Source organism: Serratia sp. BNK-17, assembly GCF_048684935.1.
Taxonomy (GTDB): Bacteria; Pseudomonadota; Gammaproteobacteria; order Enterobacterales; family Enterobacteriaceae; genus Serratia; species Serratia nematodiphila.
The window spans coordinates 751,345-775,989 of sequence record NZ_JBLQTR010000001.1 but is presented as its reverse complement, the minus strand read 5'-3'; the positions used below and the strand labels follow the sequence as shown (position 1 = coordinate 775,989).

At 57.3% G+C, this 24,645-nt stretch carries 26 protein-coding genes and 5 tRNA genes; 23 read left to right on the top strand and 8 right to left on the bottom strand.

Features of this window, described 5'->3' with window-relative positions; translation table 11 throughout:
• Positions 1-25 precede the first annotated feature (25 nt).
• The 3 genes from ACMGF7_RS03885 (at position 26) to chbG (ending at position 3,185) form a co-directional block, all read left to right on the top strand.
• Positions 26-1,411 carry a glycoside hydrolase family 1 protein gene (locus ACMGF7_RS03885; protein ID WP_197763732.1) on the top strand — a complete coding sequence of 462 codons (1,386 nt, stop codon included), beginning with the start codon at positions 26-28 and terminating at the stop codon, positions 1,409-1,411.
• 15 nt (positions 1,412-1,426) lie between these two features.
• On the top strand, positions 1,427-2,275 hold the full coding sequence (gene chbR, locus ACMGF7_RS03880) for a transcriptional regulator ChbR (protein WP_420286359.1): 849 nt from the start codon (positions 1,427-1,429) through the stop codon (positions 2,273-2,275).
• A 148-nt stretch (positions 2,276-2,423) separates the two neighbouring features.
• Positions 2,424-3,185, top strand: coding sequence for a chitin disaccharide deacetylase (gene chbG, locus ACMGF7_RS03875; RefSeq protein ID WP_004932547.1), 762 nt, complete (start codon positions 2,424-2,426; stop codon positions 3,183-3,185).
• Positions 3,186-3,194: 9 nt separating this feature from the next.
• Here chbG and ACMGF7_RS03870 read toward each other — a convergent pair whose 3' ends face one another.
• Positions 3,195-4,574 (bottom strand): MFS transporter, encoded by a 1,380-nt coding sequence (locus ACMGF7_RS03870; RefSeq protein WP_420286358.1) that lies wholly within the window; start codon positions 4,572-4,574, stop codon positions 3,195-3,197.
• Positions 4,575-4,817: 243 nt separating this feature from the next.
• On the opposite strand from ACMGF7_RS03870, the gene pncC reads away from it, so the two are divergent.
• The 3 genes from pncC to recX all read left to right on the top strand — a co-directional run bounded on the left by pncC (position 4,818) and on the right by recX (position 7,058).
• Complete coding sequence (gene pncC / locus ACMGF7_RS03865; RefSeq protein ID WP_015376700.1) at positions 4,818-5,306, top strand: nicotinamide-nucleotide amidase; 489 nt, start codon at positions 4,818-4,820, stop codon at positions 5,304-5,306.
• Between the two features lie 111 nt (positions 5,307-5,417).
• The gene (recA, locus tag ACMGF7_RS03860) at positions 5,418-6,482 is read left to right on the top strand and encodes a recombinase RecA (RefSeq protein WP_004932541.1); all 1,065 of its coding nucleotides are present in this window, start codon (positions 5,418-5,420) and stop codon (positions 6,480-6,482) included.
• 60 nt (positions 6,483-6,542) lie between these two features.
• Positions 6,543-7,058: a recombination regulator RecX gene (gene recX / locus ACMGF7_RS03855; RefSeq protein WP_197763734.1), complete on the top strand. Its 516-nt coding sequence runs from the start codon at positions 6,543-6,545 to the stop codon at positions 7,056-7,058.
• Positions 7,059-7,098: 40 nt separating this feature from the next.
• Here the strand turns inward: recX and ACMGF7_RS03850 are convergent, their stop codons facing one another.
• A complete protein-coding gene (locus tag ACMGF7_RS03850) occupies positions 7,099-7,242 on the bottom strand; it encodes a hypothetical protein (RefSeq protein ID WP_162180460.1) in 144 nt (47 codons plus the stop codon).
• On the opposite strand from ACMGF7_RS03850, the gene alaS reads away from it, so the two are divergent.
• From alaS to luxS, 11 genes are all read left to right on the top strand, one after another.
• Positions 7,192-9,819: an alanine--tRNA ligase gene (gene alaS, locus ACMGF7_RS03845; RefSeq protein WP_049242670.1), complete on the top strand. Its 2,628-nt coding sequence runs from the start codon at positions 7,192-7,194 to the stop codon at positions 9,817-9,819. The two genes, ACMGF7_RS03850 and alaS, sit on opposite strands and share 51 nt — an antisense overlap.
• 252 nt (positions 9,820-10,071) lie before the next feature.
• On the top strand, positions 10,072-10,257 hold the full coding sequence (gene csrA, locus ACMGF7_RS03840; protein ID WP_004091602.1) for a carbon storage regulator CsrA: 186 nt from the start codon (positions 10,072-10,074) through the stop codon (positions 10,255-10,257).
• Between the two features lie 310 nt (positions 10,258-10,567).
• Positions 10,568-10,660 (top strand) — tRNA-Ser (locus ACMGF7_RS03835).
• Positions 10,661-10,663: 3 nt separating this feature from the next.
• Positions 10,664-10,740: transfer RNA gene (locus ACMGF7_RS03830), tRNA-Arg, on the top strand.
• A gap of 61 nt (positions 10,741-10,801) precedes the next feature.
• A tRNA-Arg gene (locus tag ACMGF7_RS03825) sits at positions 10,802-10,878 on the top strand.
• 189 nt (positions 10,879-11,067) lie between these two features.
• A tRNA-Arg gene (locus ACMGF7_RS03820) sits at positions 11,068-11,144 on the top strand.
• 75 nt (positions 11,145-11,219) lie between these two features.
• Positions 11,220-11,296, top strand: a tRNA-Arg gene (locus ACMGF7_RS03815).
• Positions 11,297-11,611: 315 nt separating this feature from the next.
• Entirely contained in the window at positions 11,612-12,178 is a 567-nt protein-coding gene (gene yqaB / locus ACMGF7_RS03810; protein ID WP_164095556.1) for a fructose-1-phosphate/6-phosphogluconate phosphatase, read from the top strand.
• Positions 12,175-12,603: a YqaA family protein gene (locus ACMGF7_RS03805; RefSeq protein WP_164095557.1), complete on the top strand. Its 429-nt coding sequence runs from the start codon at positions 12,175-12,177 to the stop codon at positions 12,601-12,603. The genes yqaB and ACMGF7_RS03805 overlap by 4 nt, the downstream gene beginning before the upstream one ends.
• An 82-nt stretch (positions 12,604-12,685) precedes the next feature.
• Positions 12,686-14,248, top strand: coding sequence for a glutamate--cysteine ligase (gshA, locus tag ACMGF7_RS03800; RefSeq protein WP_049240037.1), 1,563 nt, complete (start codon positions 12,686-12,688; stop codon positions 14,246-14,248).
• Positions 14,249-14,414: 166 nt separating this feature from the next.
• Positions 14,415-14,930, top strand: coding sequence for an S-ribosylhomocysteine lyase (gene luxS, locus ACMGF7_RS03795; RefSeq protein ID WP_004932513.1), 516 nt, complete (start codon positions 14,415-14,417; stop codon positions 14,928-14,930).
• A 66-nt stretch (positions 14,931-14,996) separates the two neighbouring features.
• On the opposite strand, the gene ACMGF7_RS03790 is transcribed toward luxS, so the two are convergent.
• Positions 14,997-16,286: an HlyC/CorC family transporter gene (locus tag ACMGF7_RS03790; protein ID WP_053091190.1), complete on the bottom strand. Its 1,290-nt coding sequence runs from the start codon at positions 16,284-16,286 to the stop codon at positions 14,997-14,999.
• A gap of 42 nt (positions 16,287-16,328) precedes the next feature.
• Positions 16,329-17,120 carry a cytochrome C assembly family protein gene (locus tag ACMGF7_RS03785; protein ID WP_004932506.1) on the bottom strand — a complete coding sequence of 264 codons (792 nt, stop codon included), beginning with the start codon at positions 17,118-17,120 and terminating at the stop codon, positions 16,329-16,331.
• Between the two features lie 169 nt (positions 17,121-17,289).
• On the opposite strand from ACMGF7_RS03785, the gene ffh reads away from it, so the two are divergent.
• From ffh to rplS, 5 genes are all read left to right on the top strand, one after another.
• Positions 17,290-18,651, top strand: a complete 1,362-nt coding sequence (ffh, locus tag ACMGF7_RS03780; RefSeq protein ID WP_004932504.1) for a signal recognition particle protein — start codon at positions 17,290-17,292, stop codon at positions 18,649-18,651.
• 214 nt (positions 18,652-18,865) lie between these two features.
• Positions 18,866-19,114 (top strand): 30S ribosomal protein S16, encoded by a 249-nt coding sequence (rpsP, locus tag ACMGF7_RS03775; protein WP_004932501.1) that lies wholly within the window; start codon positions 18,866-18,868, stop codon positions 19,112-19,114.
• Positions 19,115-19,132: 18 nt separating this feature from the next.
• Entirely contained in the window at positions 19,133-19,681 is a 549-nt protein-coding gene (gene rimM / locus ACMGF7_RS03770) for a ribosome maturation factor RimM (RefSeq protein WP_015376706.1), read from the top strand.
• 52 nt (positions 19,682-19,733) lie between these two features.
• Complete coding sequence (gene trmD / locus ACMGF7_RS03765) at positions 19,734-20,501, top strand: tRNA (guanosine(37)-N1)-methyltransferase TrmD (protein WP_004932485.1); 768 nt, start codon at positions 19,734-19,736, stop codon at positions 20,499-20,501.
• Positions 20,502-20,549: 48 nt separating this feature from the next.
• A complete protein-coding gene (rplS, locus tag ACMGF7_RS03760) occupies positions 20,550-20,906 on the top strand; it encodes a 50S ribosomal protein L19 (protein WP_015376707.1) in 357 nt (118 codons plus the stop codon).
• A gap of 144 nt (positions 20,907-21,050) precedes the next feature.
• On the opposite strand, the gene ACMGF7_RS03755 is transcribed toward rplS, so the two are convergent.
• The 4 genes from ACMGF7_RS03755 to ACMGF7_RS03740 all read right to left on the bottom strand — a co-directional run bounded on the left by ACMGF7_RS03755 (position 21,051) and on the right by ACMGF7_RS03740 (position 23,071).
• Positions 21,051-21,278 (bottom strand): ogr/Delta-like zinc finger family protein, encoded by a 228-nt coding sequence (locus ACMGF7_RS03755; protein ID WP_021505301.1) that lies wholly within the window; start codon positions 21,276-21,278, stop codon positions 21,051-21,053.
• A 66-nt stretch (positions 21,279-21,344) separates the two neighbouring features.
• Positions 21,345-21,857 (bottom strand): lysozyme, encoded by a 513-nt coding sequence (locus ACMGF7_RS03750; protein WP_197800183.1) that lies wholly within the window; start codon positions 21,855-21,857, stop codon positions 21,345-21,347.
• Positions 21,841-22,062 carry an HP1 family phage holin gene (locus tag ACMGF7_RS03745; RefSeq protein WP_004932472.1) on the bottom strand — a complete coding sequence of 74 codons (222 nt, stop codon included), beginning with the start codon at positions 22,060-22,062 and terminating at the stop codon, positions 21,841-21,843. The genes ACMGF7_RS03750 and ACMGF7_RS03745 overlap by 17 nt, the downstream gene beginning before the upstream one ends.
• Before the next feature lie 244 nt (positions 22,063-22,306).
• Entirely contained in the window at positions 22,307-23,071 is a 765-nt protein-coding gene (locus ACMGF7_RS03740; protein ID WP_004932469.1) for a DUF481 domain-containing protein, read from the bottom strand.
• Positions 23,072-23,566: 495 nt separating this feature from the next.
• Here ACMGF7_RS03740 and ACMGF7_RS03735 point away from each other — a divergent pair, with 495 nt between their 5' ends.
• Positions 23,567-24,643 carry a 3-deoxy-7-phosphoheptulonate synthase gene (locus ACMGF7_RS03735; RefSeq protein WP_004932466.1) on the top strand — a complete coding sequence of 359 codons (1,077 nt, stop codon included), beginning with the start codon at positions 23,567-23,569 and terminating at the stop codon, positions 24,641-24,643.
• Positions 24,644-24,645 lie beyond the last annotated feature (2 nt).

The window sequence follows — 24,645 nt, the reverse complement described above, 5'->3', positions numbered from 1 at the left end:
TGGCCGCCCCGCGAGGGACGCGAGTATGGAATATCAATTTGCCGACGGGTTCTGGTGGGGCAGCGCCACCTCCGCGCCACAGTCTGAAGGGGCGGCCGCGCGGGACGGCAAGAGCCGCAACATCTTCGACTATTGGTACGAGATCGCGCCCGAGCGCTTTCACGAGCGGGTGGGCCCGACCGAAGCCTCGACCTTTTACGACCATTTCCGCACCGATATCGGGCTGCTCAAAACGCTGGGCCACAATACCTTTAGAACGTCGATCTCGTGGTCGCGGCTGATCCCGGACGGCGACGGTGAAGTGAACCCGCAGGCGGTGGCGTTCTATAACGCGATGATCGACGAGCTGCTGGCGCAGGGCATCACCCCGTTTATCAATCTCTATCACTTCGATATGCCGCTGTGCATGCAACAGCGCGGCGGTTGGGAAAGCCGGGCGGTGGTCGAAGCCTATGCGCGTTACGCCGATACCTGTTTCGGCCTGTTTGGCGATCGGGTCACCCACTGGTTCACCTTCAACGAGCCGATCGTGCCGGTGGAAGCCGGTTACCTGAATGACCTGCACTACCCTTGCGTAGTGGACTTCAAACGGGCGGTCACCGTGGCGTATCACAGCGTACTGGCGCACGCCATGGCGGTGCAGCGTTTCAGAGCGCGGAGGCTGCCGGGGAGCATCGGCATCATTCTGAATCTGAGCCCAACCTATCCGCGCTCCGACGCGCCGGAGGATCGGCAGGCGGCACACGACGCCGATCTACTGCTCAATCGCAGTTTCCTCGATCCGGTCGCCAAAGGGCGTTACCCGGCCGCATTGTTGCACCTGCTGGAGCGGCATGGGCTGATGCCCTACTGCGAACCGCAGGACGCGCAGCTGATCGAAGGCGGCGTGGTGGATATCCTTGGCGTCAACTATTACCAGCCGCGCAGGGTGCAGGCGAAAGAGGGACGGCGCGCCGAGGGGCCGATCGCATCGCCGGAGGATTTGTTCAGTTACTATGCAATGCCAGGCCGCAAAATCAATCCGCATCGCGGTTGGGAGATCTACGAGAAGGGGCTGTACGACATCCTGATGGATCTGAAAGAAAACTACGGCAATCTGCCTTGTTATATTTCGGAAAACGGCATGGGCGTCGAGGGCGAAGAAGTGTTTATCGGCGCCGATGGGCGGGTGGAGGACGATTACCGCATCGACTTTATTCGCGAGCACCTGAAGTGGCTGCACCGCGCGCTGGCGGAAGGCTCGCAGTGCAAGGGTTATCATCTGTGGACCTTTATCGATTGCTGGTCCTGGCTGAATGCCTACAAGAATCGTTATGGGCTGGTGCGGCTGGATCGGGCGGATCAGCGGCGCACCATCAAAAAAAGCGGTTACTGGTTTGCCGAGGCGGCCAGACGCAACGGATTTGACTAACGGGAGGCCGGCGCTGTGTCCGATAACCGAATTTCGCTGAGTGCCAACGACGTGAAGCTGATTCGCGAGCAGGATTTCTTTAACTGCAAAGACTTTCACCTGTTCATCTACAACAAGGTGGAAAGCGCCACCGGGCTGCATCAGCACGACTATTACGAGTTCACCATCGTGCTGAGCGGCAAATGCTATCAGGAGATCAACGGCAAGCGGGTGCTGCTGGAACGCGGGGATTTCGTCTTTATCCCTATCGGTTCCTACCACCAGAGCTTTTACGAGTTCGGCGCGACGAAAATCTTCAACGTGGCGGTCAGCAAAGTGTTCTTTGAAGAACATTACTTGCAACAGCTGCCGCGTTGTTTCGTCGCCTCGCAGGCCTACAGCCTGAGAAGCGAGTTTTTGGCCTATATCGAATCGGTGGTGAGTTCGCCGCAGTTTCGCGAGGATGACTTCGCCGAGTTTCTCGAAACGCTGACCTTCTATGTGATCAGCCGCATTCGTCACCATAAAGAAGAAAACGACGGCGGCGATGATATCCCGCAGTGGCTGAAGAACACCCTGGCCGGCATGCATGACAAGGCGATGTTCGGCGAAAAGGCGTTGGCGAACATGGTGGCGCTGTCGGGGAAAACCCAGGAGTACCTGACCCGGGCGATGCGGCGCTACTACCAGAAGACGCCGATGCAGGTGATCAATGAGATCCGCATCAACTTCGCCAAGACGCAGCTGGAGGTCACCAACTATTCGGTCTCTGACATCGCCTTCGACTCCGGCTATGGCGACGTCAGCTTGTTCATTAAAAACTTCAAGCGGCTCACCGACGTGACCCCAGGCAACTACCGAAAAAAGTGTTACGGCCCTCTTTAGGGCCTCTCCCGATCAGTATCAACGCCGATATGCCGATGAGCTTCAGGGCGCCGGTCGGTTAATCATTTGATTTTTACCTTAACGAGGGGGAATGCCGCGCCGAGCGGTCGGCCTTCCCTTGCCAAAAATCCATCCCGCGGGAGCCTCTATGGAAAAACTACTGATCGTGAATGCCGATGATTTCGGCCTGAGCAAAGGGCAGAACTATGGCGTCATCGAGGCGTATCAGCATGGCGTCGTTTCCTCCACCACGGCGATGGTGAACGGCGGCGGCGCGCAGCACGCGGCGGCGCTCAGCCGGCAATATCCGGGGTTGCCGATTGGGCTGCATTTCGTTTTGACCCATGGCAAGCCGCTGGGCGCCATGCCTTCGCTGGTCAACGAACATGGCGAACTGGGCAAATGGCTGTGGCGCCGCGCCGAGGCCGGCGAGCTGCAGCTGGACGAAATTCACGAGGAGCTGCAGCGCCAGTTCGCGCGCTTCGTGACGCTGTTCGGCCGGCCGCCGACGCATATCGACAGTCACCACCATGTGCATATGCAGCCGCAAATTTATCCGCTGGTGGAGGCGTTCGCGCAAGCGCAGGGTCTGCCGCTGCGTCTCGATCGCGAAGAGGCGAAACGGCGTGGCATTACGCTGCATGCCCCCTATAGCACTGACGCTTTCGACGCGGGATTCTACGGTGAGACGATTTCCGAAACGTTGTTCCTGCAAAGGTTGGCGCGCGCCGACGAGCAGGGCGCAGAATCATTGGAAATGATGTGCCACCCGGCGTTCCTCGACGCGACCATTCTGCAGAGCCAATACTGCCATCCGCGCCTCGTCGAGCTGGATGTGTTGACCGCGCCGACGCTGAAAGCGGCGATCGCCGAACGCGGTTTTCTGTTGGGCTCCTTTCAGGATTTGTAACGTCGCCGTTTACAGCATGGCGTGCGCCTTTTTCAGGCCGGTGTCCTCTTCCGGATCGGCGCCCTGAGGCAAAGGCTCCGCCTCTTGTGCTTCGGGCTGCGGATCGTCGACCTCGGGCGCCGCTTCCGGCGGCGGCATGGTGTCGTGAATGATCTGTTCACCGAAGGTCGGATTGAGCGCCGGCGACAGCGGCGAGCTGGTGAGGCTGTCCGGCAGCGGAATGTGCGGCACCGGCGCGTCCTGCGCCAACTGCGGTTCCTCCGCTTTCGCCGTGCGGCTGAGGGCCGCCAGCAGCACGCCGCACAGGGCGAAAAAGGCGTACAGGATATTGCCGCCCAGCGGCTCGATCAGCGCGCCGACCGCCAATGGCCCGATGCTGGCGCCGACGCCGAACGCCATCAGCAGACAGGCGGCCAGCGAGACGCGGCGTTCCGGCTCGATCAGATCGTTGGCCAGCGCCACCGCCAACGGGTAGAGCGTAAATTGCAACATGCTGACGACGAACCCGACCGCCAGCAGCAGCGGGAAATCGATGTGCGGCAGCAGCGCCAGCGGCAGCGTCGCCACGATCAGAAAAATGGCGTTGAGGCGCATCAGCAACGGGCGATTATAGCGATCCGACAGCCAACTGAGCGGGAACTGCGCCACCAGCCCGGCGAAGATGGCCAGCGCCATGAACAGGCCGGTTTGCTGAGTGGTTAAGGATTGCAGGCTGGCGTAGACCGGCGCCAGGCCGTAAAACGAGCCCACCACCATGCCGATCACCAGCGTGGTAGCCAGCACCTTGGGAATGGCGCCGACAAAGTAACGCAGCTCCATCGGGGCCGGCGACATGTGGCGCGCATTGGTGCGGGTGGTGAGAGCGATGGGCACCAGACAAAGCGCGAAGCACAGCGCGATCACCAGCAGCGTGGTGATGCCCAGGTTGCTTTGCAGCATCAGCACTATCTGGCCCAGCGACATGCCGAGATAGGTCGCCGCCATATAGAAGCCGAACACCATGCCGCGCTGGTTGGATTCCGCCTGGTCGTTCAGCCAGCTTTCCAGCACCATATACTGGCACATCATGCACAACCCGATCACCAGACGCAGCGCGACCCAGGCGGGAATGAACGCCGTCAGACCGTGCCCCAGCACCGCAGCGGTGATGATGCCGGCGCAGGCCACGTAGGCGCGGATATGCCCGACGCGGGCGATGAGAAAGTGGCCGACCTTGCCGCCGATCACCAACCCGATGTAGTTGGCGGCGATGATGGCGCCGATCAGCGCGCTGCTGACGTGGATGGAGGTCAGCCGCAGCGAGACATAGGTGGTGAGCAGGCCCGAGCCCAACAGCAGCAACAGGGTGGTGGTGTACAACGGCAAGAATACGCCCAACGTTTTTTTCACGCTATCATCCTAATCTCTTCTGGTGCGCCCTGAGGCCGGCGCCGCAGCGCGCCGCCTCCGTGATGTTCCTTGTGCTGGTGCGCCGCCGCTCGATGGGGCGCTTCTTTTGATACTAGCAGCTTGGCCGGGCGCTTAAAACCGCACCTCCTGCGAGGCGCTGCGCATTTCTGCGCGCCGGCCGCCGTGTCGCCTTGATAAATGCTACTATCGGGCGCATATACCTGAATTCGCGAGGGAGGGGTTATGAGTGAAAACCAACTGCGCCGGCTCAGCGTGCTGGCGGGGGAAAAACTGAAGGCTCAGGGCCGCTGGATCACCTGCGCGGAATCCTGCACCGGCGGCGGCATCGCCAAGGCCATTACCGATATCGCCGGCAGCTCCGCCTATTTCGATCGCGGTTTCGTCACCTACAGCAATGCGGCGAAACATGATCTGCTGGGGGTGAGCGAAGCGACGTTGATGGCGCACGGCGCGGTCAGCGAAGAGGTGGTGCGCGAGATGGCGATAGGGGCGCTGCGGGCGGCGCAGGCCGATCTGGCGCTGTCGGTGAGCGGCATCGCCGGCCCGGACGGCGGCAGCGTGGAAAAGCCGGTCGGCACCGTGTGGTTCGGCTTTGCCAGCAGCGATGGCCGGGGGCTGTCGCGCAAGATGCAATTCGAGGGCGATCGCGATGCGGTGCGGCTGCAGGCGACGATTTTCGCGCTGCAAACCGCCATCGACGAATTTTTGTAAATTAGGCTTGATACTGTATGACCATACAGTATAATTAGTGACATTTCCTGCACAACATACATTCAGTGGCAGTGTGGGGTAACACCGGCATTGCGAAACGAAGGAGCAAAAATGGCTATTGATGAGAACAAGCAAAAGGCGTTAGCTGCGGCACTGGGCCAGATTGAGAAACAGTTCGGCAAAGGCTCCATCATGCGCCTGGGTGAAGACCGCTCCATGGACGTGGAAACGATCTCCACCGGCTCACTGTCACTCGATATCGCCCTGGGCGCCGGCGGCCTGCCGATGGGCCGCATCGTAGAAATCTACGGCCCGGAATCGTCCGGTAAAACCACTTTGACGCTGCAGGTGATCGCCGCTGCGCAGCGCGAAGGCAAAACCTGTGCGTTCATCGACGCCGAACACGCGCTGGATCCTATCTATGCGAAAAAGCTGGGCGTCGATATCGACAACCTGCTGTGCTCCCAGCCGGATACCGGCGAGCAGGCGCTGGAAATCTGTGATGCGCTGACCCGCTCCGGCGCGGTTGATGTCATCATCGTCGACTCCGTGGCGGCGCTGACGCCGAAGGCGGAAATCGAAGGTGAAATCGGCGATTCGCACATGGGCCTGGCGGCGCGCATGATGAGCCAGGCGATGCGTAAACTGGCCGGCAACCTGAAAAACGCCAATACCCTGCTGATCTTCATCAACCAGATCCGTATGAAAATTGGTGTGATGTTCGGCAACCCGGAAACCACGACCGGCGGTAACGCCCTGAAGTTCTATGCTTCGGTGCGTCTGGATATCCGCCGCATCGGCGCCATCAAAGAAGGCGACGAAGTGGTGGGCAGCGAAACCCGCGTGAAAGTGGTGAAGAACAAAATCGCTGCACCGTTCAAACAGGCTGAGTTCCAAATCATGTACGGCGAAGGCATCAACAGCCGCGGCGAACTGGTCGATCTGGGCGTGAAGCACAAGATGATCGAAAAAGCCGGCGCCTGGTACAGCTATAACGGCGAGAAGATCGGTCAGGGCAAGGCGAACGCCTGTAACTTCCTGAAAGAAAACCCGGCTATCGCCGCCGAGCTGGACAAGAAGCTGCGTGACCTGCTGCTGCACAGCGGCGGTGAGCTGGTGGCTGCCTCCGGTGACGACTTCGAAGATGACGAAGCGGAAACCAGCGAGCAGTTCTAATCGCTGAAGATGTGCGCCGCCGTTTATGTGGCGCATATCCTCTGAATTCAGGCTTGAATGATGAATGACTTGCTAAGCCGCGCCATGCGCCTGCTGTCGCAACGCGATCATAGTGAAGCTGAACTGCGCCGCAAACTTGCGGCGCAGCCGTTTGTGGCGAAAGCCCGGTTTGGCGGTAAGGGGCCGCATGTGCCGACATCGCCGCCGCCGGTAGCTGAAGAGCCGGTGGATCCTGCGCTGATCGATCAGGTTATCGCCTACTGTTACCAGCACAACTGGCTGGATGATAAGCGTTTCGCACACAGCTACATCGGTAGCCGCAGCCGCAAGGGTTATGGCGCACAGCGCATCCGCAGCGAACTGATGCAAAAGGGCGTGGATAAAGCGCTGGTGCAGGACGCGTTGGCGGAATGCGATATCGACTGGTGCGAACAGGCGAAACAGGTGGCGCAGCGAAAATTTGGCGATGCGTTGCCAACCGACTGGAAAGAGAAAGCCAAAGTGCAGCGTTATCTGCTCTATCGCGGCTTCTTCCAGGAAGAAATTCAGTCAATTTACCGTGATTTTGCGCAATGAGCGCACACGGGGTTTTACTTCCCTCTGAAGAAAATTTATCTTATCCCCACTTTTTGTTCGTGAGCTGGTTGTCATCGTCGGGATGACGCGCCACCGGCTCACGTGTCGTTATTCTAGCCTTTCCAGGAAAATTATGAGCAAGAGCACCGCTGAGATCCGTCAAGCGTTTCTCGATTTCTTTCATAGTAAGGGTCATCAGGTTGTAGCAAGCAGCTCCCTGGTGCCTAACAATGATCCGACATTGCTGTTTACCAATGCCGGCATGAACCAATTTAAGGATGTTTTCCTGGGGCTCGACAAACGCGCCTATTCCCGCGCCACCACCTCGCAGCGCTGCGTGCGCGCAGGCGGCAAGCATAACGACCTGGAAAACGTCGGTTATACCGCTCGTCACCACACCTTCTTTGAAATGCTGGGCAACTTCAGCTTCGGCGATTACTTCAAGCACGACGCGATCAGCTACGCGTGGGAACTGCTGACCGGTGAAAACTGGTTCAACCTGCCGAAAGAGAGACTGTGGGTCACCGTGTATGAAACCGATGACGAAGCATTCGACATCTGGCAGAAGCAAATCGGCGTACCGGCCGAGCGCATTATCCGCATCGGCGATAACAAGGGCGCGCCTTTCGCTTCAGATAACTTCTGGCAGATGGGTGATACCGGCCCATGCGGCCCGTGCACCGAGATTTTCTACGATCACGGCGATCACATCTGGGGCGGCCCTCCGGGCAGCCCGGAAGAAGACGGCGACCGCTACATCGAGATCTGGAACATCGTTTTCATGCAGTTCAACCGTCAGTCCGACGGCACCATGCTGCCGCTGCCGAAACCTTCGGTGGATACCGGCATGGGTCTGGAGCGCATCGCGGCGGTGTTGCAGCATGTGAACTCCAACTATGAGATCGACCTGTTCCGTACCCTGATCGCCGCCGTAGCGAAAGTGACCGGCGCGACCGATCTGGATAACAAATCCCTGCGCGTTATCGCCGACCACATTCGTTCCTGCGCCTTCCTGGTGTCTGACGGCGTGATCCCGTCTAACGAAAACCGCGGCTACGTGCTGCGTCGTATCATTCGCCGCGCGATCCGTCATGGCAACATGCTGGGCGCGAAAGATACCTTCTTCTACAAGCTGGTAGCGCCACTGATCGAAGTGATGGGCCCGGCGGCCGACGAGCTGAAACGCCAGCAATCGCTGGTGGAGCAGGTGCTGAAAACCGAAGAGGAGCAGTTTGCCCGCACGCTGGAGCGTGGTCTGGCGTTGTTGGACGAAGAGCTGGCCAAGCTGCAGGGCGATACTCTGGACGGCGAAACCGCTTTCCGTCTGTACGATACCTACGGTTTCCCGGTCGATCTGACCGCTGACGTCTGCCGCGAGCGCGGTCTGAAAGTCGACGAAGCGGGCTTTGAAGAAGCGATGGAAGCGCAGCGCCGCCGCGCGCGTGAGTCCAGCGGCTTCGGCGCCGACTACAACAGCCTGATCCGCGTGGATGGCAGCAGCCAGTTCAGTGGCTACGATCACGACGAGCAGCAGGCGACGGTGATCGCGCTGTTCCGTGACGGCCAGCCGGTCGAGCAGATCAACGCCGGCGAAGAGGCGGTGGTGGTGCTGGACGAGACGCCGTTCTACGGTGAATCCGGCGGCCAGGTCGGCGATAAAGGCGTGCTGAAAGCCGCCGGCGCCGAGTTTGTGGTCAATGACACCCAGAAATACGGTCAGGCTATCGGCCACCAAGGCAAACTGGCGCAGGGCTCGCTGAAGCTGAACGATCGCGTGGATGCGCAGATCGACGCCGAGCGCCGCAACAGCATCCGCCTGAACCACTCCGCGACTCACCTGCTGCACGCCGCGCTGCGCCAAACGCTGGGCGATCACGTTGCGCAGAAAGGCTCGCTGGTTAACGACAAATACCTGCGTTTCGACTTCTCGCACTTCGAAGCGATGAAGCCGGAACAAATCCGCGCGGTGGAAGATCTGGTGAACCAGCAGGTGCGTCGTAACCTGCCGGTGCAGACCGAGCTGATGGCGTTGGAAGACGCCAAAGAGAAGGGCGCAATGGCGCTGTTCGGTGAGAAGTACGACGACAACGTGCGCGTGCTGACCATGGGCGACTTCTCCACCGAGCTGTGCGGCGGCACCCACGCCAGCCGCACCGGCGATATCGGCCTGTTCCGCATTCTGAGCGAATCGGGCACCGCGGCGGGCATCCGCCGTATTGAAGCGGTGACCGGCGCTGGCGCTATCGCTACGCTGCATCAGCAAAGCGATTTGTTGCAAGACGTTGCGCAGTTGGTGAAGGGCGACAGCAACAACCTGACCGATAAAGTGCGCTCGGTGCTCGATCGCACGCGCGTGCTGGAAAAAGAACTGCAGCAACTGAAAGATCAGCAGGCGGCGCAGGAAAGCGCGTCGCTGTCCAGCCAGGCGAAAGTGGTTAACGGCGTGAAGCTGTTGGTCAGCCAGTTGGACAATGTCGAAGCCAAGATGCTGCGCACCATGGTGGATGACCTGAAAAATCAATTGGGTTCGGCCATTATCGTGTTGGCGACGACGGCTGATGACAAAGTCAGCCTGGTCGCGGGCGTGACCAAGGATCTGACTGACCGCGTGAAAGCCGGCGAGTTGATCGGCAACGTGGCGCAGCAGGTCGGCGGCAAGGGCGGTGGTCGCCCGGATATGGCGATGGCGGGGGGGACGGATATCAACGCTCTGCCAGCGGCGTTAAACAGCGTAGAAGCCTGGGTGGCCTCAAAGCTGTGAACATAAATAAATAGCACGGACAAACGCCATAATACTTTGTTGATTATGGCGTTTTCATACTGTGCTAACACAATTTAGTTACAATTGCGGGAACAAAGTTTTTCTGGTCGGCTAAACTTACCATTATCTGAGGTGGGACCAAGTCTGCTTACACTTATTGTGGATTGCGCGGCTTACGTTTTCACCACATATGATGGATAATGACGGGGAAACTGAGAGACCCGACTCTTTTAATCTTTCAAGGAGCAAAGAATGTTAATTCTGACTCGTCGAGTTGGTGAAACCCTCATGATTGGCGATGAGGTTACGGTCACTGTGCTAGGGGTAAAAGGCAACCAGGTGCGTATTGGTGTGAACGCCCCCAAAGAGGTTTCAGTTCACCGTGAAGAAATCTATCAGCGCATTCAGGCAGAGAAGTCTCAGCAGACGACTTACTGATTCCGAAGCAGCGTCTCGTTGCCAGACGAGACGCTACTGCATCGTTTTACCCACTTCTTTCGTTCTCCCCTCTCTTTTTCGTGATTATTTTCCCGGTGAGTTTCCTGCTTTATTGCTGCAGACGTTGCGGTTGCCTGTTGATAAAACGCCCTTTTTGCCGTGAAATCGCCCATGTTGGGTGTGAATTGTGCAAACGCGCATGAGTTGGGAAAAATTGTTTGACTTAAAAGTCGGAGAAAGTAATATGTGCGCCACGCAGTGCCGATGAGCTTCTCCAAAGCAAGTTAGGCACAATTCGAAAGAAGCGTATGGTGAGGTGGCCGAGAGGCTGAAGGCGCTCCCCTGCTAAGGGAGTATGCGGTCAAAAGCTGCATCCGGGGTTCGAATCCCCGCCTCACCGCCATTTGCATCCGTAGCTCAGCTGGATAGAGTACTCGGCTACGAACCGAGCGGTCGGAGGTTCGAATCCTCCCGGATGCACCATATTTTGCAGTATGGTGGGGTAGTAACAACGTACCATACGGTATCAAAAAAGAATTCCTGTGCATCCGTAGCTCAGCTGGATAGAGTACTCGGCTACGAACCGAGCGGTCGGAGGTTCGAATCCTCCCGGATGCACCATTCTTAATCTCATTCGTCGCGAAGAAAAATTTTCATGCGGGTGAGAGGAAAAAAGTGTTCCCAGGGAGGATAACGTTGCTTCAGCAACGGCCCGCAGGGTAAGGCGCTAGCGCCGAATCATCCTCCCGGATACACCATTCTTAAAGCCTGGCTTTATTAGCAAAGCCGGCGCGCGGTAAAAATAGTAATGCATCCGTAGCTCAGCTGGATAGAGTACTCGGCTACGAACCGAGCGGTCGGAGGTTCGAATCCTCCCGGATGCACCATCTAAGAGAAGCCCGCCTTAGCGGGTTTTTGCTTTTCTGTTATTCGTGAAACAGACAAGCGGCAAAAACAGTCATGCATCCGTAGCTCAGCTGGATAGAGTACTCGGCTACGAACCGAGCGGTCGGAGGTTCGAATCCTCCCGGATGCACCATGTTTAACCTCCCGTATCGCGAAGAGAAATCGTCATGCGGGTGGTAAAAAGAAAGTGTCCTTGGGGAGGATAACGTTGCTTTAGCAACGGCCCGCAGGGTGAGGCGTTGGCGCCGAATCATCCTCCCGGATGCACCATCTAAGAGAAACCCGCCCTGGCGGGTTTTTCGCTTTTCAGCATTTAGCCATTCTCTCTTCACCCCTTTCCTGCTTTGTACCCGATCGATCACAGCACATTCCGCTATGACGCAGTCAGCGACAACCCAACGGCTTTACGCTAAAGTAGTTTTCTTTCCTCAACGATCATGGAGTAACGATGTACGACCGCTATCAGGGTCTTATTTTCGACATGGACGGCACGATTCTGGACACCGAGCCAACGCACCGCAAAGCGTGGAGTGAAGTGCTGTCGCGTTATGGCATGACGTTTGATGAAGCGGCTATGGTGGCGCTGAGCGGTTCACCAACCTGGCGCATCGCTCAGGCGATTATCGCCAGCCACCAGGCCGATCTCGATCCCCATCACTTGGCCGCGGAGAAAACCCGCGCGGTGGAGGCGATGCTGTTGGACAGCGTGCGCCCGTTGCCGCTGATCGAGGTGGTAAAATCCTATCACGGTCGCCGTCCGATGGCGGTCGGTACCGGCAGCGAGCACCGCATGGCGGAAATGCTGCTGCGTCATCTCGGCCTATTCAACTGCTTCGACGCGATCGTCGGTGCGGACGACGTACAGCGCCATAAACCGGAGCCGGACACCTTCCTGCGTTGCGCCGAACTTATCGGCGTGCCGCCGGAAAAGTGCTTGGTGTTTGAAGACGCCGAGTTCGGCATTCAGGCGGCAAAAAGCGCCGGTATGGACGTGGTAGACGTTCGCACGCTGTGAGTAGTACGCTAGCCGTAATATCGTTATTTGGCAGCAGCCTCCTCAGTGCGACGCTGCTGCCGGGAAATTCAGAAATCGTTCTGGTCGCTTTGCTGACCCAGAGTCGCGTCTCGCCGGAGTTGCTGGTGCTGGCTGCGACCCTGGGCAACACGCTGGGCGGCTTGACCAATGTCATTATCGGGCGCCTGTTACCGGCGTTGAAACCACAGCGGGGGCTGGCAACGGCGCTCGGGTGGCTGCAACGCTTCGGCCCGGCTGCGCTGTTGCTCAGTTGGGTGCCGGTGGTGGGCGATTTGTTGTGCGTGTTGGCAGGTTGGCTGCGCATGCCCTGGGGCTCTGTCGCGCTGTTTCTGTGTATCGGAAAGGCGCTGCGTTACATCGTTTTGACTATGATAACGGTACAGGGCATCGCCTGGTGGCAGTAACCAAGTGAATATAACTCAATATTCTCTCGGGTGCGGATTCAGTATGCTTACGAGTTATTGTTTTTAGAAGCGGGAGGTCAATTTGATCCCGGACGTATCACAGGCGCTTTCTTGGTTGGAAGCCCATCCTCAGGCATTAAAAGGCATTCGTCGCGGCATCGAGCGTGAAACGCTGCGAGTCACGCCGAACGGCACCTTGGCGACTACCGGGCATCCGGAAAAGCTGGGGGCGGCATTGACGCATCACTGGATCACCACGGATTTCGCCGAGGCGCTGTTAGAGTTCATTACGCCGGTTGATGACAATATCGATCACCTGCTGACGTTCTTGCGCGATATTCATCGCTACGTGGCGCGCAATATTGGCGATGAACGCATGTGGCCGCTCAGCATGCCGTGCTTTATCGAAGCCGAACAGGATATTGAGCTGGCGCAGTTCGGTTCGTCGAACATCGGCCGCATGAAGACGCTGTACCGCGAAGGGCTGAAGAATCGCTATGGCGCGCTGATGCAGACCATTTCCGGCGTGCACTACAACTTCTCGCTGCCGCTGGAGTTTTGGCAGGCCTGGGCCGGCGTGCAGGACGCAGAAAGCGGTAAAGAGCAGATCTCGGCGGGCTATTTCCGCCTGATCCGCAACTACTACCGTTTCGGTTGGGTGATCCCGTATCTGTTCGGCGCATCGCCGGCGATCTGTTCTTCGTTCCTCAAAGGGCGCGAGACCAATCTGCCGTTCGAGCGTACCGAACAGGGCATGTGCTACCTGCCATACGCCACCTCGTTGCGTTTGAGCGACCTGGGTTACACCAACAAATCGCAGAGTAATCTGGGCATTACCTTCAACGATCTGCACAGCTATGTGGCCGGTTTGAAGCGGGCGATCGTTACGCCTTCCGAAGAGTTCGCCAAGCTGGGCGTGAAAGAGGGTGATCGCTACCTGCAGTTGAACAGCAACGTGCTGCAAATCGAGAACGAGCTGTATGCGCCGATCCGGCCGAAGCGCGTGACCAAAAGCGGCGAGACGCCGTCAGACGCGCTGCTGCGCGGCGGTATCGAATACATCGAAGTGCGTTCGTTGGATATCAACCCGTTCTCGCCGATCGGCGTGGATGCGGTGCAGGCGCGTTTCCTGGATCTGTTCCTAGTGTGGTGCGCGCTGGCCGATGCGCCGGAGATGAGCAGCGATGAACTGCTGTGCACGCGCAAGAACTGGAACCGGGTGATTCTGGAAGGGCGCAAGCCGGGCCAGACCATCGGCATCGGCTGTGGCGCCAGCCATGAACCGTTGGAAAAAGTGGGCAAGGCGCTGTTCGCCGATCTGCGTCGGGTCGCGGAAGTGTTGGACGGCGAAGCCGGTAATCGTCAATACCAGCAGGTGTGCGATGAGCTGGTCGCCGCGTTCGACGATCCGGAACTGACCTTCTCCGCGCGCATTCTGAAGGCGATGAAGGCGGAAGGCACCGGACGCGTTGGTCTGCAGCTGGCGGAGCAGTATCGCCAGACATTGCTGGAAGAACCGTTGGAAATCCTGAACGAAGCCGAGCTGGATAAAGAGCGGGAAGCCTCTTGGCAGCGTCAACGCGACATAGAAGCCAATGATACGCTAAGCTTTGAAGCGTTCCTGAAGCAAAACGGCGGAAGCTGAAAAAGAAAAAGGCCACATCAATGTGGCCAAATATGCATCTCTGATGACAGGGATGATGATAACAAATGCGCGTCTTTCACATACTCAGACTCGCAGGGTTGGAAAAGGTTTCCCGGTTAGGAAAAAAAGTTTCGAAATAAATGCTCTTTTACGAGGAGGTAGCGAAATGCCATTGCTGGATAGCTTTACCGTCGATCATACCCGTATGGCAGCTCCGGCTGTCCGCGTTGCAAAAACCATGAAAACGCCTCATGGCGATACCATCACGGTATTTGATCTGCGCTTTTGCCGCCCGAACCTGGAAGTGATGCCCGAACGCGGCATTCACACGCTGGAACACCTGTTCGCCGGCTTTATGCGCGACCACCTGAACGGCCAAGGCGTGGAGATTATCGACATCTCCCCAATGGGCTGTCGCACCGGTTTCTACATGAGCCTGATCGGCGTGCCGGAAGAGCAGCGCGTTGCCGATGCCTGGAAAGCGGCGATGGCAGACGTGCTGAAAGTGACCGACCAGCGCAAGATCCCTGAGCTGAACGAGTACCAGTGTGGTACCTACCACATGCACTCGCTGGAAGAAGCGCAGGAAATCGCCAAGCACATTCTGGATAACGGCGTGGTGGTGAACCACAACGACGAACTGGCGCTGCCGAAAGAGAAGCTGCAGGAACTGCATATCTAGTCGTGCGTGGCCCGCAGAGATAAAAAAAGACGCGATTTCGCGTCTTTTTTACGTTCTGGCGGAGGGTTAATGATGGCCGACGCTCGACTGCAGCGAGGTGATCGGCGTGACCCGCACCTGTTTGATCATATTGCCCTGCACGTCGAGAATGTCGATATCGTAATGGCCGATACGCACCCGGGTGCCGATTTCGGGTATCTCTTCCAGTTCTTCCAGCAGCATGCCGTTGACGGTGCGAGCTTCATTGGCGGGTAAAGTCCAGTTAAAGGCCTTGTTCAGCTCCCGCACGTTGGCGGTACCGTCGATCAAGACCGAGCCGTCGCTCTGCGGCGTGACTTCTTCCGCCAGCGTCGGCGACATCGAGGTGGTGAAGTCGCCGACGATCTCCTCGAGGATGTCTTCCACCGTAACCAGGCCCTGAATGTCGCCGTACTCGTCGACCACGATGCCGACCTTCTCTTTATTGCGCTGGAACTTCACCAGCTGCACGTTGAGCGGCGTGCCTTCCGGTACGAAGTAGATCTCATCGGCGGCGCGCAGCAGGTTCTCTTTGTTGAACTCTTTTTTCTCGGTCATCAGGCGATAGGCTTCGCGCACGCGCAGCATGCCGATCGCGTCGTCCAGCGAGCTGCGATACAGCACGATGCGGCCGTGCGGCGAGTGGGTCAGCTGGCGCATGATCGACTTCCAGTCGTCGTTGACGTCGATGCCGACGATCTCGGTGCGCGGCACCATGATGTCGTTGACCGTCACCTTTTCCAGGTCCAGCACCGAGATCAGCATGTCCTGATTGCGACGGGAGATCTGCGACTGGGATTCACGCACGATGGTGCGCAGCTCATCCTTGCTGACGGCGTCGCTGATGCGCACGTTGGTGCGAATGCCGAACAGGCGCAAGGTCAGGCTGGTGATGCCGTTGAGCAACCAGACCAGCGGGAACATCACCTTTTGCAACGGGGCCAGCAGGACGCTGCTGGGGAAGGCGATGCGTTCCGGATAGAGCGCGGCGAAGGTTTTCGGCAGCACTTCAGCGAACAGCAGCACGGCGAAGGTCAGCACGCCGGTCGCAATCGCCACGCCGAGATCGCCATACAGCCGCATGCCGACGATGGTCGCCAGCGCCGAGGCGAGGATGTTGACCAGGTTGTTGCCGATCAGCACCAGGCCGATCAGCCGATCCGGTTTTTGCAGCAGCTTCTCCACCCGGCGCGCCGAACGGTTACCCTGTTTGGACAGGTGACGCAGGCGATAACGGTTGAGCGTCATCATGCCGGTTTCGGAGGCGGAGAAGTAAGCGGAGACCACGATCATGATCACCAGGATAATGATGAGGGTCCCCGTCGACACATGCTCCAATGCAGTATTCCTTATAGAGAGGGAAAGTTGAACCGGGCTGGCTCAGCGCACCATCACCTGTTGAATCAGACGGCTGCCGAAGTAGGCGAGCGTCAGCAGGAAGGCGCCGGCGAAGCTGAACCAGACGACGCGGCGGCCGCGCCAGCCTTCATGGTAATGGCCCCACAGCAACACGATATACACGAACCAGGCCATGATCGACAACACGGCTTTATGCACGTTCTCTTTGCTGAACAGATTATCCATGTACAGCAGGCCGGTGCACAGGGTGAGCGTCAGCAGCACCACGCCGATCTGGGTGATATGGAACATCTTGCGCTCGATGCTCATCAGCGGCGGCATGTCGGCGCTGAAGGTCAGCTTTTTGTTTTTCAACAGGTAGTCGAGCCAGGCGAGCTGTAAGGCGTAGAGCGCGGCGATGATAAGGGTGGCGTAAGAGAACAGCGCCAGGCCGATATGCACCATCAATTCCGGGCTGGCTTCCAGGTGAGTGATGAACTCGCCGGGCATGAAGCTGGCGAAGGCCAGATTGATCATCGCGAAGCTGTAGACGATTGGCAGCAGGAACCAGCCGCGATCGCGTGAAGCGACGAAGGTCATCACCGAACAGATGATCAGGCTGACGATAGAACCAATGTTCAGCAGGCTGAGATTCTGCCCGGCGCTGACGTCAAAGATGCGCTGCTGCAGCGCGATGGCGTGGCAAATCAACGCCACCACCGCCGAGACGAGGGCGAGCCGACGGTATGCGCTGTTCTTCCGCAACAAGCTGGGAATGATCAGTCCAAGGCTGAGCAGGTAGGCCATCAAAGCCACAATGGAGAAAACTGGCATAACGTTTAATTTTGCTTCGGCGTGGTTAATTGGAGTGTCAGTATAGCGTTGCGCGCGTTTCACTCCAACCTATCTCCAACGCTGAGGCAGAGATCCTGCGCGCTTCGTGTTATCATCGGCGCAATTGTGTCGCCGGAGCGGCCTGTCATTACACGTTGAGCATGAGACGATGTTTGAAAATTTAACCGATCGATTGTCGCGCACGTTGCGCAATATCAGCGGCCGCGGGCGGCTGACCGAAGAGAATATCAAGGAAACCCTGCGTGAAGTGCGCATGGCATTGCTGGAGGCGGACGTTGCGCTGCCGGTGGTGCGCGACTTCATCAACCGCGTCAAAGAGAGCGCGGTTGGCCATGAAGTCAACAAAAGCCTGACGCCGGGGCAGGAGTTCGTCAAGATCGTCAAGGGCGAGCTGATCGCCGCGATGGGCGAAGTCAACACCGAGCTGAATCTGGCGGCCCAGCCGCCGGCGGTGGTGCTGATGGCGGGCCTGCAGGGCGCCGGTAAAACCACCAGCGTCGGTAAGCTCGGCAAGTTCCTGAAAGAAAAACAGAAGAAGAAAGTGTTGGTGGTTTCCGCGGACGTTTATCGCCCGGCGGCGATCAAACAGCTGGAAACCTTGGCGGAAGGCGTCGGCATCGACTTCTTCCCGTCTGACGTCAAAGAAAAACCGATCGACATCGTCAATCGCGCGCTGCAACAGGCCAAGCTGAAGTTCTACGATGTCCTTATTGTCGATACCGCCGGCCGCTTGCACGTTGACGAAGCGATGATGGACGAGATCAAACAGGTGCACGCGGCGATCAAGCCGGTGGAGACCCTGTTCGTGGTCGACGCCATGACCGGCCAGGACGCCGCCAATACCGCCAAGGCGTTTAACGAAGCGCTGCCGCTGACCGGCGTGGTGCTGACCAAGGTCGACGGCGATGCGCGCGGCGGTGCCGCGTTGTCCATCCGCCATATCACCGGCAAGCCGATCAAGTTCCTTGGCGTCGGCGAGAAGACCGAAGCGCTGGAGCCGTTTTACCCGGATCGCGTGGCATCGCGCATCCTGGGCATGGGCGACGTGCTGTCGCTGATCGAAGATATCGAAAGCAAGGTCGACCGCGAGCAGGCGGAGAAGCTGGCCAACAAGCTGAAGAAGGGCGACGGTTTCGATCTGACCGACTTCCTGGAGCAGCTCAAGCAGATGCGCAACATGGGCGGCATGGCCAATATGCTGAGCAAGCTGCCGGGCGCCGGCCAGCTGCCGGACAACGTCAAGTCGCAGATGGACGACAAAGTGCTGGTGCGCATGGAGGCGATCATCAACTCGATGACGCTGAAAGAGCGTGCCAAACCGGAAATCATCAAGGGCTCGCGCAAGCGCCGCATCGCGATGGGGGCCGGCATGCAGGTGCAGGACGTCAACCGCTTGCTGAAGCAGTTCGACGAAATGCAGCGTATGATGAAGAAGATGAAAAAAGGCGGTATGGCGAAGATGATGCGCGGCATGAAAGGTATGATGCCGCCGGGCTTCCCTGGCCGCTGACGGGCTTCCGCACGCCGAGTGCGGGCGCTTTCAGCATTCGCCGTTCGCGGTGAAAACCGTCCGAAATTTGACAGGCTGCAAAAGTTGTCCCCTGCGATCGACGCTTTAGATTGCTTTTTGCGCCAAAATGAGTAAAATTTTCGGGCTTTTTATATTGCAACCGGGCCCCGTCCCTCAATGGGGCCCGGCTGTTTTATTAACTAAAGAGGATGTTATGGTAACAATTCGTTTGGCACGTGGCGGCGCTAAAAAGCGTCCGTTCTATCAAGTAGTAGTGACCGACAGCCGCAACGCTCGTGATGGTCGTTTCATCGAGCGCGTAGGCTTCTTCAACCCGATCGCTTCCGGTCAGGCTGAAGCACTGCGTCTGGACCTGGACCGCATCGAGCACTGGGTTGGTCTGGGTGCAACCGTTTCTGATCGCGTTCACGCGCTGATCAAAGACGCTAAGAAAGCAGCTTAATCTGTCGCGGTGGTGGCAATGAGCAAGCAACTCAAACCGGTAGCGCCTAAGCAGCCGATTGTACTCGGTAAAATGGGTTCCGCTTACGGCATTCGTGGTTGGCTCAGAGTGTTTTCATCCACCGAGAACGCCGAAAGCATTTTTGACTATCAGCCGTGGTTTATCCAGCAGGCGGGTCAGTGGCAGCATATCGAGTTGGAAGACTGGAAGCGCCACAGTCAGGATCTGATCATCAAAGTCAAAGGCATTGACGATCGGGACGCGGCGAATCTGCTGACTAATCGCGAGATTATGGTGGATTCCGATCAACTTCCTCCGTTGGAGGGTGATGATTACTACTGGAAAGACCTGATGGGCTGCCAGGTAGTCACCTCCGCCGGCTACGAGCTGGGTAAAGTCATCGATATGATGGAAACCGGCTCGAACGATGTGATGGTTGTGAAAGCGAACCTGAAAGATGCGTTCGGCATGAAGGAGCGGTTGATTCCGTTTCTTCATGGGCAGGTTATCAAGAAAGTCGATCTCACTGCTCGCGTGATTGAGGCAGATTGGGATCCTGGTTTTTGACCCCCGGATCAAACGGTCGAAGCAAGTGGAATAACGGTAAGGGGATTGGCTTGTGTTCATCGGTATTGTAAGCCTGTTTCCTGAGATGTTCCGCGCTATCACCGATTACGGGGTGACTGGCCGGGCAGTAAAAAATGGCCTGCTGAGCGTGCAGTGTTGGAGTCCTCGCGACTTCACCTACGACCGGCATCGCACCGTGGACGATCGCCCTTACGGCGGCGGCCCGGGAATGCTGATGATGGTGCAACCTTTACGGGAAGCCATTCATGCGGCGAAAGCAGCGGCAGGCGAGGGAGCAAAGGTGATTTATCTGTCACCTCAGGGGCGCAAGCTGGATCAAACCGGCGTGTGCGAACTGGCGGCCAATCAGAAGATGATTCTGGTGTGCGGCCGTTACGAAGGGATAGACGAGCGCGTAATCCAAACCGAAATTGACGAAGAATGGTCAATCGGCGATTACGTTCTCAGCGGCGGGGAACTGCCGGCGATGACCCTGATTGATTCAGTCGCCCGTTTCATACCGGGTGTGCTGGGCCATCAGGCCTCAGCGGAGGAAGACTCCTTCGCCGACGGATTGCTGGACTGCCCGCACTATACCCGCCCCGAGGTGTTGGAAGGAATGGAAGTACCGCCGGTTCTGCTGTCGGGCAACCATGCCGAGATACGTCGCTGGCGCTTAAAGCAGTCGCTGGGCCGAACCTGGCTTAGAAGACCTGAACTTCTAGAAAGCCTAGCTCTGACTGACGAGCAAGCGGTGTTGCTGGCTGAGTTCCAACGGGAACATCAGGCCAGGCAACAGGACTATGAAGGAAACGTCTGACATCAGACGGGACCGATATATCAGTTTACCTAGGGTAAGAGACATATTATGAGCAACATTATTAAGCAACTTGAACAAGAGCAGATGAAACAAGACGTACCTGCATTCCGTCCGGGTGATTCCGTGGAAGTGAAGGTATGGGTCGTTGAAGGTAGCAAAAAACGTCTGCAGGCATTCGAGGGCGTGGTTATCGCTATCCGTAACCGCGGTCTGCACTCTGCATTCACTGTTCGTAAGATTTCCAACGGCGAAGGTGTTGAGCGCGTATTCCAGACTCACTCCCCAGTAATCGACAGCATTACTGTTAAACGTCGTGGCGCCGTTCGTAAAGCTAAACTGTACTACCTGCGTGAGCGTACTGGTAAGGCTGCTCGTATCAAAGAGCGTCTGAACCGCGTTAACTAACGCTGCATCCAAAAGTTAATAGTTATCAGGGGTTGGCATTATGCCAACCCCTTTTTTTATCTTAAAACCTCGACATGTTGCATTTGCGAGATTTCGTCTGCGCACCGCCAACATAATAAAGCCTGCATAAGCAGGCTTTTTGCATTACAGCGCTGCGGCGCTGTGTTTCTGCTGACTCTCCGGCGGGTGAGGCTGAGCCGGGATAATGTCATCGCCAGGTTTGACGATCACCCGCGCGACGGATTCGTGCGTGGCGAACGTGCAGCTGCAATTGATGTTGCGGCATTGATGGTAACGCTCTTTGGTCGACTCGCTCAGATAGCGGCTGGAGCGAGTGTGGGCCACGTGACCGCATAGTGGACAGTGCATCATAAGAACCCCCTTGAACAAATTAAGTGAAATTGGTGTGGCATCATCCTTTGGCGAGCGAACTCGTCATCATGAGGCAATGCCCTGCAAGCACAGTGCGCGTTCCATGGCGCGTCGCTGTTCCAGCCCTTTGTTTTTCTTTCCGTTTACGTAAACCCAGCGTGGCAGCTGATCGCAGGCCTGCCGCCACTGGCGCTGTTGCAGCAGCGCGACCAGCGTAGAGTGGCAGGCTGCGCTGACGCCCACATTGAAGGCGAAGGCGATCGCCGCATCATAGGTTTGTTGCGAGAGCGTATCCGGCAGGCAGGCGGCCATGCCGCGCTCGGTGCGGCGAACATCGTCGACCAAATCCATCGCGGCTTTGTGTTCATCGATCGCTTTACCAGGGATGACGCCAGCGGTGTGCCCAATGCCCTGCGTCCACACCCCGGCGCTGCACTGGTAAGGCGACAGGCGGCAACCTTCGAGATCGGCTATCAGCCTGAGGCCGGCTTCTGAGGTTTGCAGCTCGCCAAATGACGGCAACAGCACGGCGATGGTCAAAACGGCGGCGACGCTGCAGCGCTTAACGGTTGCACTCATCGTAAATTTTCCTCCGCGATGTCGCATTGCGCTCAATGGCCTTCAAGATCTGCAGGCTTTTACGTCGGTAGTACCAGTTCACCAGAAACGTGCCGATGCCTACCGCCGCACCGACTAAAAAGGCAATGTCCTGCGGAGACAGCTTGCCGAGCCAGGCGAGAAACAGCGCCATGGCGTAGGTGATGAATGAGGTTATTTTCTCCATAGCATTATGCTCGCTTCGTTTACAGAATCTCGGGAGCCGGAGGCATCAATGCGAGACAGCTTGCTATCGATATCCATCATGCTCCTGGCCTGTATGATAATTACTGTATATGCATACAGTATTAAGCTATTTGCTAAAGTCGTCAATGGGTGAGGTGAATATTTTTAGCAGATTGTGCAAAAGAGGGAGGGGGCGGCATAAAAAAAGCCCATCGATGATGGGCTTCGAGAAATAATGGGGGAGATTACAGGCCGTAGACCAGCGTGACCGAGGTGGTGGTATCTGTGTTCTTCGGCGCTGAGGCCGGCGGTTTGCTGTTGTAGGTCACGGTGTAAGCCACGCGCAATGAGAAGCGATCGTTGATCGCCACGTTCAACGCGCTTTCCGAGTTCAGCGTGGTTTCTTCGTTCGCCAGCGCGGAAACGCCCTGAATGAACTTGGTGTTGTCGGTCAACTGATAGGAATAGTTGGCCGCACCATAGGCCAGCCCCTTGGTCGAGCGGCCGCCGCCATGGTATTCGTCATGGCGCACGCCGGGACCGAATTCCACCCGCAGGTCACTGAGCGGCCCGTTAAGGAGTTGACGGCCGTAGCCGCCGGTCAGCGTGGAGCGTGAATCGTAACCGTTGAAACGGTCACTCAGCCAGCTGGCCTGACCGAACAGGTAGTTGCGATCGGTCAGGTTATAGCGCGTACGGCCACCGGCCTGGTATTTTTCGGACGAGCGCACGTTGGAGGAGGTGGTGTTGTTGGCCGCCCCCCACAGGCTGTACGCCGCGTCGCTGTTGAACCAGGTCATGTTGGTGTTGGCCAACAGGGTGGAGCTCTGCGAGTTGCCTGACTGGGCGTTGTAGCCCGCCTGCACGTTGCCTTCGAACGGTTTCTTGGCGGTGGCCGGATCGTCCATCGCGGTGAAAAGCGTATTGTCGGCAAGGGCTGAAACACTGGTGAAAGTCGTTAAACAGCAAATATACAGCGGAAAAGCGCGACGAGCGCGAGAAGAGAGCATCTTGGATCCAGTTGTTAAGGGGAGTTATTGTTGATGACGGTCACATTATATCGGTTCATTTCGGCGACAAAAATAGCCGCCATTAGCTTAAGTTTTTAATTTTTATCCCTCATTTATTCACTTTTCTTCTACTTAAAATCATCGCTTTTGGCGGCATTTCGTGCTGATCCTGCTTCGCACTGGCGTCGGTGCCGAGATCGGCGGCGTATTTTCGCTGTAAAACTAAGTGTACAAATTTATTTACGAATGTTCATTTTTCTTAGACCGGGTGGCTAATGTGGAATGACGGGGTTTGTTATTCGTTAATGCTATGTATTTGTTGTATTTTAAATGGTTTTTACAAGCCTTTTTCAAAGGTGATTTAATCAGGGTGATTACGGTAATTTTTTATTTACGGGAAATGGATTGAAAACTTTACATATCGTGATAGGGTAGAGCCCTGAAACGCTCAATGTTCCATTTCAACGCATAACGCCAAACGACAGGAATAGCATCATGCAAAAAGACGCGCTCAATAACGTACACATCAGTGCAGAACAGGTTCTCATCACGCCGGAGGAGCTGAAGAACCAGTTCCCGCTCAGCGCCGACGACGAAAATGAGATCGCCACTGCGCGCAACACTATCGCCAACATTTTGCAGGGGCGCGATCATCGCCTGTTGGTGGTGTGCGGGCCTTGTTCGATCCACGATCCGGACGCGGCGCTGGACTATGCCCGTCGTTTGAAAACCCTGGCGGCTGACTTGAGCGATCAGCTGTATATCGTTATGCGCGTCTACTTTGAAAAACCCAGAACCACTGTCGGCTGGAAAGGTTTGATCAACGATCCGTACATGGACGGTTCGTTTGACGTTGAAGCAGGCTTGCATATCGCGCGTCGCCTGTTGCTGGATCTGGTGGGCATGGGCTTGCCGTTGGCTACCGAAGCGTTGGATCCGAACAGCCCGCAGTACCTGGGGGATTTGTTCAGCTGGTCGGCGATCGGCGCGCGTACCACCGAATCTCAGACCCACCGCGAAATGGCCTCCGGCCTGTCGATGCCGGTCGGGTTCAAAAACGGCACCGATGGCAGTCTGGGCACCGCCATCAACGCCATGCGCGCCGCGGCTATGCCGCACCGCTTCGTCGGCATCAACCAGGCAGGCCAGGTTTGCCTGCTGCAGACGCAGGGCAACCCGGACGGACACGTGATCCTGCGCGGCGGCAAAACCCCGAACTACAGCGCTGAGCACGTCGCGGCCTGTGAAAAACAGATGCTCGAGGCGGGACTCCATCCGTCCTTGATGATAGATTGCAGCCATGGCAACTCGAATAAAGACTATCGCCGTCAGCCGGCGGTGGCCGAGTCCGTGGTAGAGCAGATCAAAGCGGGTAACCGCTCAATCACCGGCATTATGCTGGAGAGCCATCTGCATGAGGGCAATCAGTCTTCCGAACAGCCGCGTGCAGACATGCGTTACGGTGTGTCCGTCACCGACGCCTGCATCAACTGGGAGAGCACGGAAACCCTGCTGCGTCATATGCATCAGGAACTCGGCGCTGCGCTGGCGGCCCGCACGGGAGAAAAGTAAGT

Excerpts from the sequence above, each read along its gene's own strand:
- ACMGF7_RS03850 (WP_162180460.1), bottom strand. The coding sequence starts at position 7,242 with ATGAAAGAAATCGAGAAACGCTTGACGGATCTCAGCGGTGCTCTTGCT.
- rplS (WP_015376707.1), top strand. The coding sequence starts at position 20,550 with ATGAGCAACATTATTAAGCAACTTGAACAAGAGCAGATGAAACAAGAC.
- ACMGF7_RS03745 (WP_004932472.1), bottom strand. The coding sequence starts at position 22,062 with ATGGAGAAAATAACCTCATTCATCACCTACGCCATGGCGCTGTTTCTC.
- ACMGF7_RS03885 (WP_197763732.1), top strand. The coding sequence starts at position 26 with ATGGAATATCAATTTGCCGACGGGTTCTGGTGGGGCAGCGCCACCTCC.
- rpsP (WP_004932501.1), top strand. The coding sequence starts at position 18,866 with ATGGTAACAATTCGTTTGGCACGTGGCGGCGCTAAAAAGCGTCCGTTC.
- csrA (WP_004091602.1), top strand. The coding sequence starts at position 10,072 with ATGTTAATTCTGACTCGTCGAGTTGGTGAAACCCTCATGATTGGCGAT.
- ACMGF7_RS03785 (WP_004932506.1), bottom strand. The coding sequence starts at position 17,120 with ATGCCAGTTTTCTCCATTGTGGCTTTGATGGCCTACCTGCTCAGCCTT.
- chbG (WP_004932547.1), top strand. The coding sequence starts at position 2,424 with ATGGAAAAACTACTGATCGTGAATGCCGATGATTTCGGCCTGAGCAAA.
- yqaB (WP_164095556.1), top strand. The coding sequence starts at position 11,612 with ATGTACGACCGCTATCAGGGTCTTATTTTCGACATGGACGGCACGATT.
- ACMGF7_RS03750 (WP_197800183.1), bottom strand. The coding sequence starts at position 21,857 with ATGAGTGCAACCGTTAAGCGCTGCAGCGTCGCCGCCGTTTTGACCATC.
- luxS (WP_004932513.1), top strand. The coding sequence starts at position 14,415 with ATGCCATTGCTGGATAGCTTTACCGTCGATCATACCCGTATGGCAGCT.
- ACMGF7_RS03735 (WP_004932466.1), top strand. The coding sequence starts at position 23,567 with ATGCAAAAAGACGCGCTCAATAACGTACACATCAGTGCAGAACAGGTT.
- rimM (WP_015376706.1), top strand. The coding sequence starts at position 19,133 with ATGAGCAAGCAACTCAAACCGGTAGCGCCTAAGCAGCCGATTGTACTC.
- ffh (WP_004932504.1), top strand. The coding sequence starts at position 17,290 with ATGTTTGAAAATTTAACCGATCGATTGTCGCGCACGTTGCGCAATATC.
- recA (WP_004932541.1), top strand. The coding sequence starts at position 5,418 with ATGGCTATTGATGAGAACAAGCAAAAGGCGTTAGCTGCGGCACTGGGC.
- ACMGF7_RS03755 (WP_021505301.1), bottom strand. The coding sequence starts at position 21,278 with ATGATGCACTGTCCACTATGCGGTCACGTGGCCCACACTCGCTCCAGC.
- alaS (WP_049242670.1), top strand. The coding sequence starts at position 7,192 with ATGAGCAAGAGCACCGCTGAGATCCGTCAAGCGTTTCTCGATTTCTTT.
- pncC (WP_015376700.1), top strand. The coding sequence starts at position 4,818 with ATGAGTGAAAACCAACTGCGCCGGCTCAGCGTGCTGGCGGGGGAAAAA.
- ACMGF7_RS03740 (WP_004932469.1), bottom strand. The coding sequence starts at position 23,071 with ATGCTCTCTTCTCGCGCTCGTCGCGCTTTTCCGCTGTATATTTGCTGT.
- recX (WP_197763734.1), top strand. The coding sequence starts at position 6,543 with ATGAATGACTTGCTAAGCCGCGCCATGCGCCTGCTGTCGCAACGCGAT.